Origin of the sequence: Telluria mixta, assembly GCF_029223865.1 — a bacterium.
GTDB lineage: Bacteria > Pseudomonadota > Gammaproteobacteria > Burkholderiales > Burkholderiaceae_D > Telluria > Telluria mixta.
In genome coordinates this window covers 3617922-3635942 of the sequence record NZ_CP119520.1, presented here as the reverse complement: position 1 = coordinate 3635942, position 18021 = coordinate 3617922, and the positions used below count along the sequence as shown (strand labels likewise).

19 protein-coding genes are annotated in these 18021 nt (G+C 65.0%); 9 read left to right on the top strand and 10 right to left on the bottom strand.

What is annotated here, in order from left to right; genetic code table 11:
* Positions 1-477: 477 nt before the first annotated feature.
* A complete protein-coding gene (gene mutS, locus P0M04_RS16210) occupies positions 478-3087 on the top strand; it encodes a DNA mismatch repair protein MutS (RefSeq protein WP_259451544.1) in 2610 nt (869 codons plus the stop codon).
* On the top strand, positions 3087-4049 hold the full coding sequence (locus P0M04_RS16205) for a hypothetical protein (RefSeq protein WP_259451545.1): 963 nt from the start codon (positions 3087-3089) through the stop codon (positions 4047-4049). Before mutS ends, P0M04_RS16205 begins: the two co-directional genes overlap by 1 nt.
* A 45-nt stretch (positions 4050-4094) precedes the next feature.
* Here P0M04_RS16205 and P0M04_RS16200 read toward each other — a convergent pair whose 3' ends face one another.
* The gene (locus P0M04_RS16200) at positions 4095-4637 is read right to left on the bottom strand and encodes an FKBP-type peptidyl-prolyl cis-trans isomerase (protein ID WP_259451546.1); all 543 of its coding nucleotides are present in this window, start codon (positions 4635-4637) and stop codon (positions 4095-4097) included.
* Positions 4638-4717: 80 nt separating this feature from the next.
* Between P0M04_RS16200 and P0M04_RS16195 the strand changes: the two genes are divergently transcribed.
* The 3 genes from P0M04_RS16195 (at position 4718) to P0M04_RS16185 (ending at position 6885) form a co-directional block, all read left to right on the top strand.
* Complete coding sequence (locus P0M04_RS16195) at positions 4718-5854, top strand: cupin domain-containing protein (RefSeq protein ID WP_259451547.1); 1137 nt, start codon at positions 4718-4720, stop codon at positions 5852-5854.
* A 2-nt stretch (positions 5855-5856) separates the two neighbouring features.
* Complete coding sequence (locus P0M04_RS16190; protein ID WP_307727294.1) at positions 5857-6336, top strand: DUF7931 domain-containing protein; 480 nt, start codon at positions 5857-5859, stop codon at positions 6334-6336.
* A 276-nt stretch (positions 6337-6612) separates the two neighbouring features.
* Entirely contained in the window at positions 6613-6885 is a 273-nt protein-coding gene (locus P0M04_RS16185) for a hypothetical protein (RefSeq protein WP_082439717.1), read from the top strand.
* Between the two features lie 126 nt (positions 6886-7011).
* Here P0M04_RS16185 and bamC read toward each other — a convergent pair whose 3' ends face one another.
* The 9 genes from bamC to P0M04_RS16140 all read right to left on the bottom strand — a co-directional run bounded on the left by bamC (position 7012) and on the right by P0M04_RS16140 (position 15115).
* The gene (bamC, locus tag P0M04_RS16180; protein ID WP_259451548.1) at positions 7012-8127 is read right to left on the bottom strand and encodes an NlpB/DapX family lipoprotein; all 1116 of its coding nucleotides are present in this window, start codon (positions 8125-8127) and stop codon (positions 7012-7014) included.
* 32 nt (positions 8128-8159) lie between these two features.
* Positions 8160-9056 (bottom strand): 4-hydroxy-tetrahydrodipicolinate synthase, encoded by an 897-nt coding sequence (dapA, locus tag P0M04_RS16175; protein ID WP_259451549.1) that lies wholly within the window; start codon positions 9054-9056, stop codon positions 8160-8162.
* 101 nt (positions 9057-9157) lie between these two features.
* Positions 9158-9712 carry a class I SAM-dependent methyltransferase gene (locus P0M04_RS16170; protein WP_259451550.1) on the bottom strand — a complete coding sequence of 185 codons (555 nt, stop codon included), beginning with the start codon at positions 9710-9712 and terminating at the stop codon, positions 9158-9160.
* Complete coding sequence (locus P0M04_RS16165; RefSeq protein ID WP_259451551.1) at positions 9712-10914, bottom strand: tryptophan--tRNA ligase; 1203 nt, start codon at positions 10912-10914, stop codon at positions 9712-9714. Before P0M04_RS16165 ends, P0M04_RS16170 begins: the two co-directional genes overlap by 1 nt.
* Positions 10915-10921: 7 nt before the next feature.
* Complete coding sequence (locus P0M04_RS16160) at positions 10922-11515, bottom strand: site-2 protease family protein (protein WP_307727295.1); 594 nt, start codon at positions 11513-11515, stop codon at positions 10922-10924.
* Positions 11516-11618: 103 nt separating this feature from the next.
* Positions 11619-12242 carry an L-threonylcarbamoyladenylate synthase gene (locus tag P0M04_RS16155; protein WP_036232849.1) on the bottom strand — a complete coding sequence of 208 codons (624 nt, stop codon included), beginning with the start codon at positions 12240-12242 and terminating at the stop codon, positions 11619-11621.
* Positions 12239-13138, bottom strand: coding sequence for a protease HtpX (gene htpX / locus P0M04_RS16150; protein WP_259451553.1), 900 nt, complete (start codon positions 13136-13138; stop codon positions 12239-12241). Before htpX ends, P0M04_RS16155 begins: the two co-directional genes overlap by 4 nt.
* A gap of 210 nt (positions 13139-13348) precedes the next feature.
* Positions 13349-14179: a 3',5'-nucleoside bisphosphate phosphatase gene (locus P0M04_RS16145; protein ID WP_259451554.1), complete on the bottom strand. Its 831-nt coding sequence runs from the start codon at positions 14177-14179 to the stop codon at positions 13349-13351.
* A gap of 57 nt (positions 14180-14236) precedes the next feature.
* Positions 14237-15115 carry an alpha/beta fold hydrolase gene (locus tag P0M04_RS16140; RefSeq protein WP_259451555.1) on the bottom strand — a complete coding sequence of 293 codons (879 nt, stop codon included), beginning with the start codon at positions 15113-15115 and terminating at the stop codon, positions 14237-14239.
* A 143-nt stretch (positions 15116-15258) separates the two neighbouring features.
* On the opposite strand from P0M04_RS16140, the gene P0M04_RS16135 reads away from it, so the two are divergent.
* The 4 genes from P0M04_RS16135 to P0M04_RS16120 all read left to right on the top strand — a co-directional run bounded on the left by P0M04_RS16135 (position 15259) and on the right by P0M04_RS16120 (position 18004).
* Positions 15259-15783, top strand: a complete 525-nt coding sequence (locus P0M04_RS16135) for a gamma carbonic anhydrase family protein (RefSeq protein WP_259451556.1) — start codon at positions 15259-15261, stop codon at positions 15781-15783.
* A 3-nt stretch (positions 15784-15786) separates the two neighbouring features.
* Positions 15787-16743, top strand: a complete 957-nt coding sequence (gene hslO / locus P0M04_RS16130; RefSeq protein WP_259451557.1) for an Hsp33 family molecular chaperone HslO — start codon at positions 15787-15789, stop codon at positions 16741-16743.
* 111 nt (positions 16744-16854) lie between these two features.
* On the top strand, positions 16855-17343 hold the full coding sequence (locus tag P0M04_RS16125; protein ID WP_281042434.1) for a Dps family protein: 489 nt from the start codon (positions 16855-16857) through the stop codon (positions 17341-17343).
* A 250-nt stretch (positions 17344-17593) separates the two neighbouring features.
* The gene (locus tag P0M04_RS16120; protein WP_259451559.1) at positions 17594-18004 is read left to right on the top strand and encodes a PAAR domain-containing protein; all 411 of its coding nucleotides are present in this window, start codon (positions 17594-17596) and stop codon (positions 18002-18004) included.
* The last annotated feature ends 17 nt before the right edge of the window (positions 18005-18021 follow it).

The following is an 18021-nucleotide window of genomic DNA, read 5'->3' as shown; positions in this document are numbered from 1 at the left end:
CGCAAAAAGAAGCCTGTCGGCTGCCCGACAGGCCCAAGGAGACGATGAGGTGCACCTGTCCGGGCGCCGCAGCGCCGGCCAGGGCCGCTCTCATGGGAAGCAGTCTAATCAAGGAGTTCGGAATGCGCAAAAACGAAAATATGGATTGCAGCTATCCAGATCATCGATAGCGTCACGGTGGAAACGCGCCTCGACTTTGCCGCCGCTGCGCGGCGCGAACTCGATCACGGTCAATCGGGTAGCCACGTGGTGCTCCCAGCGCCGGCCGACGAAGGCGGGCGCGCGCTGGCCTTAGCGGTACAATAACGGACTTGTCCTGGTTGGCGCCTTGCCTGGCCGATACTATTCTGAACTATGACCGTCCCACACGAAATTCTCGCTTCCGCGGCGCAGAGCATGGCTGCACAGCCGCCTGCCGAAAAACACACGCCTATCAATTCGCAGGGTGTGAAGCCTGGGAAAAGCGCCGTCACTCCAATGATGCAGCAGTACCTGAGCATCAAGGCCGACTACCCCACGATGCTCGTCTTCTACCGGATGGGCGACTTCTACGAGCTGTTCTTCGAGGACGCCGAGAAGGCCGCGCGCATCCTGGGCATCACCCTGACGGCGCGCGGCAGCTCGGGCGGGAATCCGATCAAGATGGCGGGCGTGCCCTTCCACTCGCTCGATCCCTACCTCGCCAAGCTCGTCAAGCTGGGCGAGTCGTGCGCGATCTGCGAGCAGATCGGCGACCCGGCGCTGAGCAAAGGCCCCGTGGAGCGCAAGGTCGTGCGCGTCGTCACGCCGGGGACGCTGACGGATGCCGACCTGCTGCCCGAGAAAGCCGAGCGTCCCCTGCTCGCCGTGTGCACGGTCGCGAACCGCAAGGTGGTCACGACGGGTCTCGCGTGGATGTCGCTCGCGAGCGGGGGACTCCGGCTGATGGAATTCGCGGGCGACGCCCGCGCGGCCGCCGTGCGGCTCGTGCAGGAACTGGAACGCATCGCGCCGGCCGAAGTGCTGCGTGCCGACGGCGGCGCCGACCTGTTCGAAGAATCGCCGGTCGGTCACACGGCACGCGTGCCGGACTGGCATTTCGACGTCGTGCATGGCCACAAGGCGCTGCTCGATCAACTCGGTGTCGCGACACTGTCCGGCTTCGGCGCGGACGGTCTCGGCGCCGCGTTCGGCGCGGCCGGCGCGCTGCTGCGCTATGCCCAGGCGACGCAGGGCCGCGGCCTGCAGCACGTGAAGAGTCTCGCGGTCGAATCGGAGAGCGAATTCATCGGCCTCGACGCGTCCACGCGCCGCAACCTGGAGCTGACGGAGACGATCCGCGGCCACGAATCGCCCACCTTGTTCTCGCTGCTGGACGGCTGCCGGACGGCGATGGGTTCGCGCCTGCTGCGCTACTGGCTGCACCACGCGAAGCGCGACCAGCGCGTGGCCCGTTCGCGCCACGAAGCCATCGAGGCGCTGGCCCAGCGCGAGGCGATGCACGACCTGTCCGCGACGCTCGCGCATGTGCCCGACATCGAGCGCATCACGACGCGCATCGCGCTGCTGACGGCGCGTCCGCGCGATCTCGCGAGCCTGCGCGACGGCCTGAAACAACTGCCCGCGCTGCGCGAGCAGGTGGCACGCTGCTTCATCCCCGGCGACTCGTGCCTGCTGCGCGACATCCACGACGCCATCGCGGTGCCCGAGGCGTGCGCGGACCTCCTGCAACGCGCCATCGCGACGGAGCCGGCCGCCATGGTGCGCGACGGCGGCGTGTTCGCACGCGGCTTCGATGCGGAGCTCGACGAGCTGCGCGCGCTGTCCGAGAACGCGGGCCAGTTCCTCGTCGACCTGGAAGCGCGCGAGCGTGCGCGCACCGGCATCGCCAACCTGCGTGTCGAGTACAACCGCGTGCACGGCTTCTATATCGAAGTCACGAACGGCCAGGCCGACAAGGTGCCCGACGATTACCGCCGCCGCCAGACCCTGAAGAACTGCGAGCGCTACATCACGCCGGAACTGAAGGCGTTCGAGGACAAGGCCCTGTCCGCGCAGGACCGCGCCCTCGCGCGCGAAAAGCTGCTGTACGAGCTGCTGCTGGCCGACCTCGCGCCGCACATCGTGTGCCTGCAGCGCATCGCGTCCGGCATCGCGCAGCTCGATACGATCACCGCCCTCGCCGACCACGCCGTGCGCAACCACTGGTGCATGCCGCAGCTGGTCGAGGAGCCGTTTCTGACGATCGTCGAAGGCCGTCACCCGGTCGTCGAGAACCAGATCGAGCGCTTCATCGCGAACGACTGCAAGCTGTCCAACGACCGCCGCCTGCTGTTGATCACGGGCCCGAACATGGGCGGTAAATCGACGTTCATGCGACAGGTCGCGCTCATTACGCTGCTCGCTTACGTGGGCAGCTACGTGCCCGCGACGAGTGCGACGATCGGTCCCATCGACCGCATCTTCACGCGTATCGGCGCGTCGGACGACCTGGCCAACGGCCGCTCGACGTTCATGGTGGAGATGACGGAATCGGCCACGATCCTGAACGGCGCGACCGAGCACTCGCTCGTGCTGATGGACGAAGTGGGCCGCGGCACGTCGACGTTCGACGGCCTCGCGCTCGCGTGGGCCATCGCGCGCCACCTGATCGAGACGAGCCGCAGCTTTACGCTGTTCGCCACGCACTACTTCGAACTGACGCAGCTGCCGGAACAGCATCCGAGCGCGGTCAACGTGCACCTGTCGGCCGTCGAGCACAAGGACAGCATCGTGTTCCTGCACGCCGTGCAGGACGGCCCGGCGTCGCAGAGCTACGGCCTGCAGGTCGCGCAACTGGCGGGCGTGCCCCCTGCCGTAATTCGCGCGGCGCGCAAGCATCTGGCGCGGCTGGAAGCCCAGGCGCTCGATGCGACGCCGCAGCTCGACCTGTTCGCGCCGGCGCCGTGTGACGAGGGCGACGCCGAGGCCGCGCCCGTGGCCACGCCGGCGCCCGCACCCGCCGAATCGCCCGCGCTGACGCTGCTGGACGCCATCGATCCGGATGCCCTGAGCCCGCGTGAAGCGCTCGAGCGCCTGTACGAGCTCAAGCGCCTGGCCTCGGCCTGATGATGCCGCGACACCGCTCGCTTCTCCTGTTCGTCCTCGCCTGCGCGCTCGCGGGCGGCGCCCGCGCGGACGCACGTGACGACGACGCGCACCGCTTCGCCATCATCGGCCATGGTTTTACCGACGGCGGCGAAAAGCGCCTCAAGCAGGCGCTCGCCGACAACGACGACAACGACGTCGCCTTCGTGGTCGTCACAGGCATCAAGGGCGCGAACGAACCGTGCACGGACAAGCTGTACCAGAAGCGGCGCGAGCTGATCGACGACGCGCGCCGGCCCGTCATCGTGCTGCCGGCCGGCAGCGACTGGACGGAATGCCGCAACACCGCCGGCCGCACGAATGCGATCGAGCGCATGAACCGCATCCGCGAACTGTTCTACGGCGAGCCGTCCACGCTGGGCGCGCGCAAGCTGCCGCTGACGCGCCTGTCGATGAGCCCGCGCTTTCGCAGCTATGCGGAGAATGCGCACTGGTCGGTCGGCAAGGTGCTGTATGCAACCGTCAACATGCCGGCCAATAACAACCACTACCTGACCGAAGCGGGCCGCAACAGCGAGTACGAGGACCGGCTCGTCGCGAACCGGTTCTGGCTGAACCGCCTGTTCGCCATCGCCAGGCGCGACAAGCTGGAAGCGATCGTGCTGTTTTCCGAAGGCGATGTGAAGGCGCTGTCGCAGCCGACGGGCCTGCGCGCGCTGCTGCGCAGCGCCGTGCCGGACAACGACGGCTTCGCGGAGCCGCGCCGGCTGATCCTGTCTCTGGCGCAGAAATTCCGGGGCAAGGTCTTGCTCGTCGACGGCACGCGCGTGCGTACAAAACCCGTCATCGAATGGCGCGGCAATGTCGGCCATCTGGCGGCCGGTGCGGATGCATTGGAGGTGGTGGTGAATCCGGAGACGAAGACCCTGTTCAGGGTGGATCCCCGCAAGGTCGAGACGGCGAACGGCGCAAAGAAGGACTGACGACCCGGCCGCAGCCGGGTCGACGCGCACCGTGTGGGCGGGTGATTACTGCAGCGGCTGGCTGCGGAAGTGGTCGCCCTCTTCGCTGTCGTCGATCTCGCCGTGGCCGTGGTCATGGCCGTGGGCGCCGTGCACGTGGCCGTGTGCAATCTCTTCCTCCGTGGCGGCACGCACGTCGATCACGGACAGGTCGAAGCGCAGGGCCATGCCGGCCAGCGGGTGATTGCCGTCCAGGACGACCTTGTCGTCGGCGACTTCGGTGACGGTGAAGATGACCGGCTCTTCGTCGCTGCCCTCGGCCATGCCTTCGAACTGCATGCCGACTTCGATCGGTTCCGGCAGGCGGTTACGGTCCTCGACCTTGACCAGGTTCGGATCGTAGTCGCCGAACGCGTCTTCCGGCTCGATCTGGATGGTCGACGTGTAACCCACGTCCTTGCCGTCCAGCTCTTCTTCGATCTTCGGCAGCGTGTTTTCGTAGCCACCGTGCAGGTAGACCATCGGCTGGGCGCCGTCTTCGATCAGGTTGTTCTGGGCGTCGGACAGTTTATAGTTGACCGACACAACCGTGTTCTGGGCAATCTTCATTGCACTTCCTTTCGTGGGTAAGGTTGCGATTATAACCCTACCACCGGTTTGGTCCGGCCGGCGCTGGTTATAATGGACCCATGCAAAAATTACAGCTCCTCGGGAACATCACACCCGCCCAGTTCCTCCGCGATTACTGGCACAAGAAACCCCTCCTGATCCGTCAGGCCATCCCCAATTTCAAGCCGCTGCTCAAGGTCGACAAGCTGGCCGAGCTGGCGAAGCTGAACCACGTCGAGTCGCGCCTGGTGACCCTGACCGAGGGCCACGGTGGCGACCGCCGATGGGACATGCAGCACGGCCCGCTGGCCGAGCTGCCGCCGACAACCCAGCGCGAATGGACCATGCTCGTGCAGGGCGTCAACCTGCACGACCCGAAGGCGGACGACCTGCTGCGCCAGTTCCGCTTCGTGCCGGACGCGCGCCTGGACGACCTGATGGTCAGCTATGCGACGGACGGCGGCGGCGTCGGCCCGCATTTCGATTCCTACGACGTGTTCCTGCTGCAGGCGCAGGGCAAGCGCCGCTGGCGCATCGGCGCGCAGCAGGATCTCACGCTCGTCGAGGGCCTGCCGCTGAAGATCCTCGCCAACTTCGAGCCGGAAGAAGAATTCGTGCTGGAACCGGGCGACATGCTGTACCTGCCCCCGCACTATGCGCACGACGGCGTGGCCGAGGGCGAATGCATGACGTATTCGATCGGCTTCCGCTCGCCGTCGTTCCAGGAGCTGGGCGAAGCCTTCCTGCAGTTCATGGCCGACTCGATCGACCTGCCGGGCCGCTACGCCGACCCGGGCCTGCAGCCCGCGAAGAACCCGGCCGAGATCCCGCGCGACATGCTGGCCACCGTCACCGAAGAACTCAACAAGGTGCGCTGGGACGAGGAAGACGTCACGATCTTCATGGGCGAATACCTGTCCGAGCCGAAGCACAACGCGTTCTTCACGCCGGTGGCGAAGCCGCTGACGGTGGGCCGCTTCATGGAACAGGCCGCCAAAAAGGGCCTCAAACTGTCGCCCAAGACCCTGATGCTCTACCGCGGCAAGCACGTGTTCATCAATGGCGAATCGTTCGCCGTCGGACGCGCGGACAAGGTCGTGCTGGACGTGCTCGCCAACGAGCGGGCCCTGGCAGGCAATCTGGTCGGCCAAGCGTCGGACGACGTGCTGGAGGCGCTGTACACCTGGTACCAGGACGGCTGGCTCGAGCTGGGCTGATCATGATGGAAAACGCGCCCCTGCCCTTCGATACCCGCGCCGCGTTCCAGCAGCATCTGGGCGAGGTACTGGTGCGGGCAAGCGCGTCGCTCATCATGTTCGATCCGGACTTCGCTTTGTTCCGGCTGGGCGCGCCGGACGTGGACGCGGCCCTGCGCCGCTTCCTGCACGCCGGCGGCCGCCTGCGCCTGGCGCTGCACGATCCGGCGTACCTGGAGCGGGAGGCGCCGCGCTTCCTGCGCCTGCTGAGGGATTATGCCCACGGCATCGAATGCCGGCGCACGCCGCGCTCGCTGCGCGAGCTCGCGGATTCGTTCTGCATCGCGGATAATGTGCACATCGTGCGGCGCTTCCACAGCGATCATCTGCGCGGCGAGGCAGCCTTTGACGCACCGCAACAAACTGAGCTGTCGCGTCTGCGTTTCGACGCAGTTTGGGCAGAATCACAGCCTGGTCTGCAGGCCAGTGTTACCGGGCTGTAAATACTTGTTTTAGTTTGGTTTTCTCTATGAGAACTAGCGCACGGACAGGGCGTATCATGTTGCTCGAAGATGAACCTTGCCCGATCTGGCAACTGTTACGTCTTGACACGACTTTTCTATTGCGATTCAGTAAATTTGGCTATAATATCGGGTTAGGAAGGTTCCGTTGTCTGTAGGCACTTTTTCCAAAGTATACAAACAAGAGAATTCCTGACGAGCGATAATTACCGGTAATTATTCATCGCACCACCCTTTTGAATTAATTAAGGAAAAACCATGAAAAAATCTCTGCTGATCGTTTCCCTGCTGGCTGTTGCTCTGGCTGCCTGCTCGAAGAAAGAAGAAACCACCGTGACCCCGGCGGCTCCGGCTGCTGAGACCACCGCTCCGGCTGCTGCTCCGGCCGCTCCGGCTGCTGACGCTGCCGCTACCCCGGCTGCTCCGGCCGCTGCTGACGCTGCCGCTTCGGCTGCTTCGGCTGCTGCTTCGGCTGCTTCGGCTGCTGCTGACGCCGCTTCGGCTGCTGCTGCTCCGGCTGCTTCGAAGTAATTCGAATCGCGCTAAAGAAACCGGCCTGCGGGCCGGTTTTTTTACGTCCATGGGTTTTGCGTCATTTACGCGGACCCATAAAAAAACCGGCCACGCAGGCCGGTTTTTCGTTCAGGCAAAACGAGGTTATTTCAACTCGTCCGCCAGCAGCTTGAGGATCTTGGCGCCGGTCGGCGACGTTTCCGGCTTGCCGTCGTTCGTCTGGACGGTCACGTCGGTGCTGGTCGCGCCCTGTGCCGTCGACACGATCACGCGGTATTTCTGCGCTTCCTTGTTCTTGTCCTCGCCACCGAACAGTTTGCTGAAGAAACCTTCTTTCTTGACTGCGTCCGGATCGACGTAGCGCACGAAATAGATGCCCTGCACGCGGTCGCGGTCTTCCACCGTGAAGCCGACGCGGTCCAGCGCCAGGCCCACGCGGCGCCATGCGCGGTCGAAGCCTTCGTCGACGACGACCTTGTTGCCTTCCAGCTTGGCGTGCTGCGCCTCCAGCGGGGCGTTGGTCACGAACGCGGTCGCTTCCTTGACCTTGGTGCCGGTCAGTTGGGCCATCAGGCGGCTCAGGAATTCCGCTTCCAGTTCCGGATCGTTCGGACGCGCGGTCCAGGTGGCCTGCTCCTTCTGCGGACCGGTCAGCACTTCTTCCGCGCCGCGGTGGCTGATGTAGATCTCGGTCGCGCCGTCCGGACGGCGTTCCAGGCGGGTGCGGAACTTGTCGCGCTCGCCCGTCGAATACGCGGAATCGAAGACCTTGCCGATGGTGCGACGGATGAAGTCTTGCGGGATCTTGGCGCGGTTCTCGGCCCAGTTCGTTTCCATGATGCCGGTCTGCGGCGACTCGGTCTCGACGGTGAAGCCCGCGCCATGCCAGAACTCCAGCAGTTGCGGCCACAGCTGTTCCGGGGTTGCCTTGATCACGAGCCAGCGCTGGTTACCGTTGCGCTCGATGCGGATCGTGTCGCTGGGCAGCTGGCCGATCTGTTCGCCGGAGGCGGCCGCGACGGCCGGTGCGGCGCCGCGCTGCTGCTGGAAGCCCGAGGCGGTGGCGACGCCGCGGCCATCCGGCACGGCGTAGCGGTTGTCCTTCTGCAGCTGGGTCAGGTCGGGCGGAACGTCCAGCGGTGCCGCTTTCTTGGAAGCCTTGTAGTCCACCTTGTCCGATTCGAACACGGTCGTGCACGCGGCCAGGCTGAACGCGATGGCGGTCAGCGCCACGGTGCGGGCTGCGGTGGAGGTCATCATCTTGCGATTCGTCATATCGTTAATGCTGGTAATCAAAGGACGCCGGAAGCGCGCAGCGCGGTGCGGACGGTGTCGTGGTATTGCGCGGACAGCGGCGCGAGCGGCAGGCGCAGGCCGGCCGGCATCTTGCCCATTTCAGCCAGCGCCCATTTCACCGGCACCGGGTTCGGCTCGACGAACAGCTTGCTGTGCAGTTCGAGGACGCTGTTGTTGATCTCGATGGCGCGGGCAGCTTCGCCGTTCAGCGCGGCCTTGCACATCTCGGCCATCGCGCGCGGTGCCACGTTCGCGGTCACGGAGATGTTGCCGGCGCCGCCGCACAGCATCAGCGCCAGTGCGCTCGCGTCGTCGCCCGAGAACACGCCGAACGATTTGCCCTTGCCGGCGAACGAACGGTCGATGTCGCGCAGCAGTTCGATGCCGCGGGCCAGGTTGCCGGTCGCGTCCTTGATGCCGATGATGTTGTCGATGGCGGCCAGGCGCAGCACGGTCTCGTTGCTCATGTCGGCCACGGTACGGCCCGGCACGTTGTACAGGATCACCGGCAGGTCGGTCGATTCGGCGATCGCCTTGAAGTGGCGATACATGCCTTCCTGCGACGGACGGTTGTAGTACGGGACGACCTGCAGCGACGCGTCGGCGCCGACTTCTTTCGCATGACGGGTGAGCGCGATCGCTTCGACCGTCGAATTGCCGCCCGTGCCGGCGATGACCGGAATGCGGCCGGCGATGTGGTCGACGGCCAGCTTGATCAGTTCGCAGTGTTCGTCCGGGCTCACGGTGGCCGACTCGCCGGTCGTGCCGACGATGCAGATTGCGTCCGTACCTTCCGCCACATGCCAGTCGAGGAGTTGGCGCAGGCTGTCCCTGTCCAGACTTCCATCCTCGAACATCGGTGTGACGATTGCTACTATGCTGCCCTTAATCATAATCAGTGGACCGTGCCGTTAATAAATAAATGTCGATTGTAGCGGATAGCCTGGCGTTATGGTTCATTCCACACCATATAAATGGCATGGTTACAGCTTGGTTACATATCGAGCCTGATTGCTCCCGGATCCACGTCCGGACCCGCCGCGCACAGCCTTTGTACGCGGGCCGGACGGGGCGCATCGATGACGCCATCCTCGTACGCGAGCACCCGCAAGCCGTGGCGTGACGCGACGTCCAGCAGTTCGCCGGACGCCAGCAGGAACGCCGGGTTGGATGGTTTACCGAAGCGTTCGTTCCCGAGCGCGAAGGTTTCGTAGACAAGGATCCCGTTCGGCGCCAGCGCGCCCGCGAGATGCGCGAACAGCGGCCGGTGCAGGTAGTTCGTCACGACGATGCCGGTAAAACGTCCCGGCGCGAACGGCCATGCCGCACCTTCTTCTTCCAGGTCGTATTGAAACGTCGTGATGCCAGGTCCGGCCGCCTGCTCGAGAGACGCGGCGTCGCGATCGACGGCCAGCACGGGATGGCCGAGCGCCGCCAGCAGGCGCGCATGGCGGCCGCCGCCACATGCGAGATCGAGCGTCTCGCCGGGCGGGATCGCCTTCGCCCAGCGCGCGACCCAGGCAGATGGATTGTCGCCGGCGCCGTGCATCACGTGTACGAGAGACCCATGACTTCGCGCACGTCGCGCATGGTTTCCTGCGCCAGCTTGCGCGCCTTCTCGCAGCCGTCGGCGACGATCGCACGCACGAGCGACGGATCGTCGATGTACTGCTGCGCGCGCTCGTGCATCGGCTCCTGCTCGGCCAGCACGGCTTCCACGACGGGCTGCTTGCATTCGAGGCAGCCGATGCCGGCGCTCGTGCAGCCTTTCATGACCCAGTCCTTCGTGGTCGCGTCGGAATAGACTTCGTGCAGCTGCCACACGGGGCACTTCAGCGGATCGCCCGCGTCGCTGCGGCGCACGCGCGCGGGATCGGTCGGCATCGTGCGGATCTTCTTCGTGACGGAGGCCGGATCTTCGCGCAGCGAGATCGAGTTGCCGTAGCTCTTGGACATCTTGCGGCCATCGAGGCCCGGCAGGCGCGATGCTTCCGTCAGTTTCACCTGCGGCTCGACGAGGATGATCTTGCGGCTGCCTTCCAGGTAGCCGAACAGGCGCTCGCGATCGATGTTCGACAGGCTGCCCGCCTCGTCCAGCATGGCCTGCGCCTGCTCCAGCGCGGCCGCGTCGCCGTCCTGCTGGTAGGCGGTGCGCAGTTCCGCATACAGCTTGGCGCGCTTGCTGCCCAGCTTCTTCACGGCATCCAGCGCCTTCTGCTCGAAGCCCGGCTCCTTGCCGTACAGGTGGTTAAAGCGCCGCGCAATTTCTCGCATCATCTCGATGTGCGGCACCTGGTCCTCGCCCACCGGCACCTGCGTGGCGCGGTAGATCAGCACGTCGGCCGCCTGCAGCAGCGGGTAACCGAGGAAGCCATAGGTGGTGAGGTCGCGGTTCGCGAGGTTCTCGATCTGGTCCTTGTACGTCGGCACGCGCTCGAGCCAGCCGAGCGGCGTGGCCATCGACAGCAGCAAATGCAGTTCCGCGTGCTCCGGCACTTTCGACTGGATGAAGATCGTGGCCTGGGCCGGATCGATGCCGGCCGCCAGCCAGTCGATGACCATGTCCCACGTGCTTTTCTCGATGATCGCCGGGTCGTCGTAATGCGTGGTCAACGCGTGCCAGTCGGCCACGAAGAACAGGCAAGGCAGTTCGGACTGCATGCGGATCCAGTTCTTCAGGGCCCCGTGGTAGTGGCCAAGGTGCATCAGCCCGGTCGGGCGCATGCCGGAAACGACACGGTCGGGAAACATGGCGGTATCAGGTCAGGAGAAAATTCAGGGGATAGACGATCAGGTGCAGCAGCAGGTTCGCGATCACGCCCACCCAGAACAGCCAGTGCTCGATCACGTGCAGGAAGATCAGCGCGAGCAGGATGATGAAACCGTACGGTTCCAGGCGCGCGAACTGGAATGCGGCCTTGTGCGGCAGCAGGCTGAACAGTACGCGGCCGCCATCCATCGACGGGATCGGCAACAGGTTGAACGCCATCAGCCACAGGTTCGTCTTCAGGCCGGCGTCCGCCACGAGGTGCGGGAACGACTCCTGCACGCTGAAGTAGTCGAGGAAAATCCCCAGCAGGAGCCAGATCAGCGCCATCAGGAAGTTCGCACCCGGACCGGCCAGGGCGACCCACGCCATGTCGCGCTTCGGATTGCGCATCTGCCCGTAGTTGATCGGCAGCGGTTTCGCGTAGCCGAACACGAAGTGCACCGTCAGGTACATCACCACCGGAATGACGATGGTGCCGATCGGATCGATGTGAGCCAGCGGATTGAAAGTGGTACGCCCGGCGGCGTGTGCGGTGTTGTCTCCGAAGCGTTTCGCGACGAACGCCTGGGCGGCGTCGTGCATCGTCAGCGCAAAGAGGACAGGCAGTGCATATACTGCCAGATTGCGTATGAGTTCATCCATAACCTGCGATTCTATCAGAGCGCGCGGGAGCGGCGGCCTCGGCCTACAGGCCGAACGCGGCCGGATCGCCCCGGCCCTCGCGTACGAGCTCGGCGTCGGGACCCGTGAGGTCGACGATGGTGGTGGGTTCGAGCGTGCCGGCACCGCCGTCGATCACGAGTTCGATCTGCCTGTCGAGGCGCTCGCGCACCTCGTCCGGATCGGACAGCATGTTGTCGTCGCCCGGCAGTTGCAACGTGGTGCCGATCAGCGGTTCGCCCAGCTCTTCCAGCAGCGCCAGCAGGATCGTGTTTTCCGGCACGCGGATGCCGATCGTCTTGCGCGACGGGTGCGACAGCCTGCGCGGCACTTCCTTCGTCGCTTCCAGGATCACCGTGTACGGGCCCGGCGTGACGGCTTTCAGTTGCCGGTACTGGCGGTTGTCGACGCGCGCATACGTGGCGATCTCGGACAGGTCGCGCACGAGCAGCGTGAGATGATGCTTCTCGTCGACGCCGCGGATGCGCCGCAGTTTTTCGACGGCCGCCTTGTCGTCGAGGCGGCACACGAGCGCATACGCGGAATCGGTCGGCGCGGCGACGATGCCGCCGCCCTGGATGATCTGCGCGGCCTGGCGGATCAGGCGCGCCTGCGGATTCTGGGGGTGAACTTCGAAGTATTGGGTCATCGCGCCAGCCCCGTCTGGCGCAGCGCCTGAAGTGCGGCGATGCGTTCTTCCATGGGCGGGTGCGACGCGAACAGCGCGCCCCAGCCGCTGCCGTGGCCGGAAATGCCCGACGCGGCCATCGACTGCGGCAGCGCGCCCGGGTGCATGCCGGACAGGCGCGCCAGCGCATGCTGCATCGGCAGCGGGCTGCCCAGCAACTGGGCCGATCCGGCGTCGGCGCGGAATTCGCGCTGGCGCGAGAACCACGCGACGATGATCGACGCGACGATGCCGAACAGGATCTCGCACACGAACACGGTGATCGCATAACCGAAGCCCGGCCCGCGCTCGTCGCTGCCGCGGCGGAACACGAGGTTGTCGACGAAGAAGCCGACCACGCGCGCGAGGAACACGACGAACGTGTTCACCACGCCCTGGATCAGGGTGAGCGTGACCATGTCGCCGTTGGCCACGTGCGCGATCTCGTGGCCCAGCACGGCCTCGACTTCCTCGCGGTTCATGTTGGCGAGCAAGCCCGTCGACACGGCAACCAGCGCGGAATTTTTAAAGGCACCCGTCGCGAACGCATTCGGTTCGCCGTCGTACACGGCCACTTCCGGCATGGCGATGCCCGCGCGCTGCGCGAGATTGCCCACCGTGCTCATCAGCCACGCCTCGGTGGCATTGCCCGGCTGTTCGATGACGCGCGCGCCGGTGGACATCTTCGCCATCGGCTTGCTCATCAGCAGGGAAATGATGGAGCCCGTGAAGCCCACGACGAGCGAGAACACGAGCAGCGCCCCGACGTTGATGCCCTGCCCGCCGACGGGGCGGCCCACGCCGAGGACGTTCAGCACGATCGACAGCACGAGCACGACGGCGAGGTTGGTGGCGAGGAACAGCAGTATGCGCTTCATGGGACGGGTCTCCGGCCGGGTTCAATATCAGTCCGACAAGATAAGGGTGGGATGACGATTTTTCAAGCCCAATCCGTCGTTCCCGCGGAAGCGGGAACCCATACTGAGTTACCGAAATCGATCAATTTGCGGACCACTGACGATCGCGACGTCGGAAGTTCAGTATGGGTCCCCGCCTTCGCGGGGACGACGGCTCATCGGCCGCGGGCGTTAGAACCAATCATGCCAAACCGGCGTGACGCCACTCGGCAATGGCGGCAACTGGTCGAACTCGACGCGCGACTCCCCCGGCGCGTGGAAATCCGTCCCGCGCGACGCGAGGAAGCCGTAGCGCCGCGCCACCTCGGCATACGTCGCGTACTGGTCCGGCGTATGGCTGCCCGTGACGACCTCGATCGCATTGCCGCCCAGCTGCTTGAACTCGTCGAACAGCGCGCCCTCGGCCGTCGCGTCGAAGCGGTAGCGGCCCGGGTGCGCGATCACGGGGACGCCGCCGGCCGCGCGGATCCAGCCCATCGCGTCGGCCAGCGTGGCCCAGCGGTGCGGCACGTAGCCCGGCTTGCCTTCCGTGAGATAGCGGCGGAACACTTCCGACGTGGTCGAACACGCGCCGACCTCGCACAGATAGCGCGCGAAGTGGGTGCGCGACAGCAGGTCCGGGTTGCCGACGTATTTCAGCGCGCCTTCGTAGGCATTCGGGATGCCGGCCTGGTCGAGCTGCGCCGCGATCTCGCGCCCGCGCGCGTCGCGCCCGTGGCGCGTGGCTGCCAGGCCTTGCACGAGGGTTGGATTGTCTTCATCGACCTGCAGACCGACGACGTGGATGGTCTCGCCGGCCCACGTCACGGAAATCTCCACGCCCGGCACGAAGCGCATGCCCAGTTCCTGCGCCTTGGCGCGCGCGGCCTTGATGCCCCCGATCTCGTCGTGATCCGTCAGCGCCCATGCGTCGACACCGCCCTTGCGGGCATACGCGGCCACGGCGGCGGGTGCGAGCACGCCGTCGGAGACGTTGGAGTGGCAGTGGAGGTCGACTTTCATGGCAGGTCCGGGCACAGGTATCTTTTCGAAATACCATTGTACGCGGTTCGGGTTCGATCACGCCGCCAGGAATTCCTCGATCATGCGCGCCAGCACTTCCGGTTGATCGTGATGCAGCATGTGGCCCGCGTCCGGCATCATGCGCGGCGTGACCTTCGCCAGTTGCGCGAGCCGGCGGTCGACTTCGTGGCGGGCCTCTTCCTTCGGACCCATCCAGCGCCACATGTCCGTGTGCTCGGCCTCGACCCACAGCACGGGCGCCGTGATGCGGCGCCAGCACGCGAGCACCTCTTCCACCTGGTACAGCAGCGGCCCCGGCATCTTGTGCGCCGGGTCGCCCAGGATTTCCCATTCGCCTTGCGCATTCCGTGCGGCCCAGTGCTGCGCGAGGAAGGCGGCGCGAGCGGCGGGCAGGCGCGGGTTCGTCTTCTGCAGGCGCGTCGCCACCTCGTCCAGGCTGGCGTAGCCGCGCATGGTGGGCGGCGCCTTCACTTCGTCGAGCCACTTGGCGTAGCGGCCGGGCGCCTGTTCGGGGCGCGTCGCAGGCAACCCGAAACCTTCCAGGTTGATCAGCTTCGCAATGCGCTCCGGCCGCACGCCCGCATACACGCTCACGATGTTGCCACCCATGCTGTGGCCCAGCAGGTTCACGGGCTCGCCGGGCGAATAATGGTCGAGGATCGCTTCCAGGTCGGCGAAGTAGTCGGGAAACCAGTACGTGTCGTTGCCGGAGCGCTCGGTGAGGCCGAAGCCGCGCCAGTCGTGGGCGATCACGTGCCAGTCGCCGGCCAGCGCGTCGACGACGAACTGGAACGACGCCGACATGTCCATCCAGCCATGTGCCATGAACAGCTTGGGCGCGCCCTCGCGGCCCCAGTGGCGGACGTGGGTGCGCAGGCCGCGGATGGTGAGGAATTCGGAGCGGGACGGTGTCATGGCATTTCCTGTTCAGGAGTTAAATAAGTACGACCGTTCGCATTATAAGCACGAAGCTTGTAATCCTGCTGGCCGGCCCCATCTGGGCCGCTTAAGTGCGCAACGGCGTAAAATACGGCATCTCAACCTTCCGCGAGCACTCCATGGCGATTTACCAGCTGGGCGAAGATGCGCCCGAGATCGATCCTTCGGCCTATATCGCCGATTCCGCCAACCTGATCGGCAAAGTGACGGTCGAGGCGGATGCCTCGGTATGGTCCGGCGTAACGATCCGCGGCGACAACGAGCGCATCACGATCGGCACCGGCAGCAATGTCCAGGAAGGCACGGTGATGCACACGGACATGGGCTTTCCGCTCGTGCTCGGCAAGAACGTCACCGTCGGCCACCAGGCGATGCTGCACGGCTGCACTGTCGGCGACGGCGCGCTGATCGGCATCCAGGCCGTGGTGCTGAACGGCGCGAAGATCGGCAAGGGCTGCCTCGTGGGAGCCGGCGCTGTGGTCACCGAAGGCAAGGAATTCCCGGACGGTTCGCTGATCCTGGGCGCCCCGGCCAAGGTGGTACGCACGCTTACGGAAGACGACCTGCTCCGCCTGCAGCGCAGCGCCGAAAGCTATATCGAGCGCGGCAAACGCTTCAAGGCGGAGCTCAAGAAAATCGGATAAAGAATGACGACTGATACCAGCAAGGACACCCTCCAGAAATTTATCTTCGACAACGCAGCCGTGCGCGGCGAGCTCGTCGAGATCTCCAATGCGTGGCGCGAGATCCAGTCGCGCCACGTCTACCCGAAGGCGGTGCGCGCCTTGCTGGGCGAAATGGTCGCCGCGGCGGCGCTGTTGTCCGCCAACCTCAAGTTCAACGGCTCGATCGTCATGCAGATCCATGGCGACGGCCTGGTGAAGCTGCTCGTCGTCGAGTGCGACGCGAACCTGCGCATGCGCGCCACCGCCAAGCTGAGCGAAGGCGCCGAGGTGCCGGACGACGCGTCCGTCGCCCAGTTGCTGAACCAGCACGGCCGCGGCCGCTTCGTGATCACGCTCGACCCGCAGGACAAGGTCCCGGGCCAGCAGCCGTACCAGGGCGTCGTACCGCTCGTCGGCGAAGACATGGCGACCGTCATCGAGAACTACATGCTGCGCTCGGAACAGATGGATACCAAGCTGTGGCTGGCGGCCGACGAGCATGTCGCACGCGGCCTGCTGCTGCAAAAGTTGCCGCGCAATTCCAATGTCGAAGGCCAGGTCAAGCAGGCCAGCGAGGAAGAAGACCTCGAGACGTGGACCCGCGCCATCATGCTGGGCCAGACCTTGAAGCAGGAAGAACTGCTCACGACCGACGTGGAAACGCTGCTCCGCCGCCTGTTCTGGGAAGAGACGATCCGCGTGTTCGACCCGCTGCATCCGGAATTCCACTGCTCGTGCTCGCGCGAAAAAGTCGGCAACATGCTCAAGATGCTGGGTAAGGAAGAAGTCGAGTCCGCCCTGCACGACCTGGGTGAGCTGGGCATCAACTGCGACTTCTGCGGCAAGCACTACGGCTTCGACGCCGTCGACTGCGCGCAATTGTTCGCCAGCGACACGACGGCCGACGGTTTGACGCCCGCGTCCAGCGTGAAGCACTGATCGCGCGGGGACGTCATTGACGCCCCCTATCATTTTGATTGGGAATATAAACTGCCGCTATTGATAGTTCCTGCTAAGCTGTCATCAATGACACTGAGACAGGAGAGCACCATGAGCAGCAACATCAATATCGGCATCAGCACCGAAGACCGCGCGAACATTGCCAATGCCCTGTCGCGCGTCCTCGCCGACAGCTACATGCTGTACCTGAAGACCCATAACTTCCACTGGAACGTGACGGGTCCGATGTTCCAGACGCTGCACATCATGTTCATGGAACAGTACACGGAACTGTGGAACGCGCTGGACAATATCGCCGAACGCATCCGCGCCCTGGGCCATTTCGCACCGGGTACTTATGCCCGCTTCGTGGAACTGTCGTCCATCAAGGAAGAAGCCGGTGTGCCGAACGCACAGGAAATGATCCGCCAACTGGTCGATGGCCAGGAAGCGCTGATCCGCACCGTGCGCGAAGCGTTCAAGATCGCCGACGAGGCCAATGACCAGCCGAGCGCCGGCATGCTGAGCGACCGCATGGAGATCCACGAAAAAAATGCGTGGATGCTGCGTTCCTTCCTCGAGAACGGCCAGTCTGCCTGACACCGCTTTTGCCGCAGACGACCTGTCGCTACAGGTCGATGCGGCATCGTCTTTATTGCCGGTCGGAAGTCAACCGCCAACCCTGTCGGAATTGCCTGATTCCGGATGTCCGGCCGGTTCGACTTGCGCTGCATCAATTGGCATACATCAACGACACGTTTCAATGGCCTCCAGTGTACGAACCCGTGCACTTATCACCGGGAATGTGTCGCCTTTTCGCGTCCCGTTTTGCAAACTTTTGGAGAACCGGATGAAATCAGTACGTGCCAATGATGCAGCGTCCAACGCCAACACAGCCGCGCCCCGTAGTAAAGTCATCGCCCGCTACCCCATCGCCACGATCGGCTCGCGCACCCGCCGCGGCGGTGAAGTCGTGCTCGCGTCGCGGGGCGAGCCTGCCGACGATTACCGCATCGCCTGCGTCGGCGACCGGGTGCGCTATCCGGACGGCAGCGAGAGCGTGATCGTGTCGGGTGCCGGGCATGCGTCGACGTATGCGAACCGGCCGATCGCCCTCGTGGGCAGCCATATCGCGAACGGCGACCGCATCGTCGCGCGCGCGGAGAGCATCGGCGAGATCGTCGTCATGGAAGGAGAACCGATTCCCGGCCTGCTGGAGCCGGGTTATGCGCCGCCGGCCGCCGTCGGGGCCAGCGCCTGACGGGCGGCCCGTCGGCG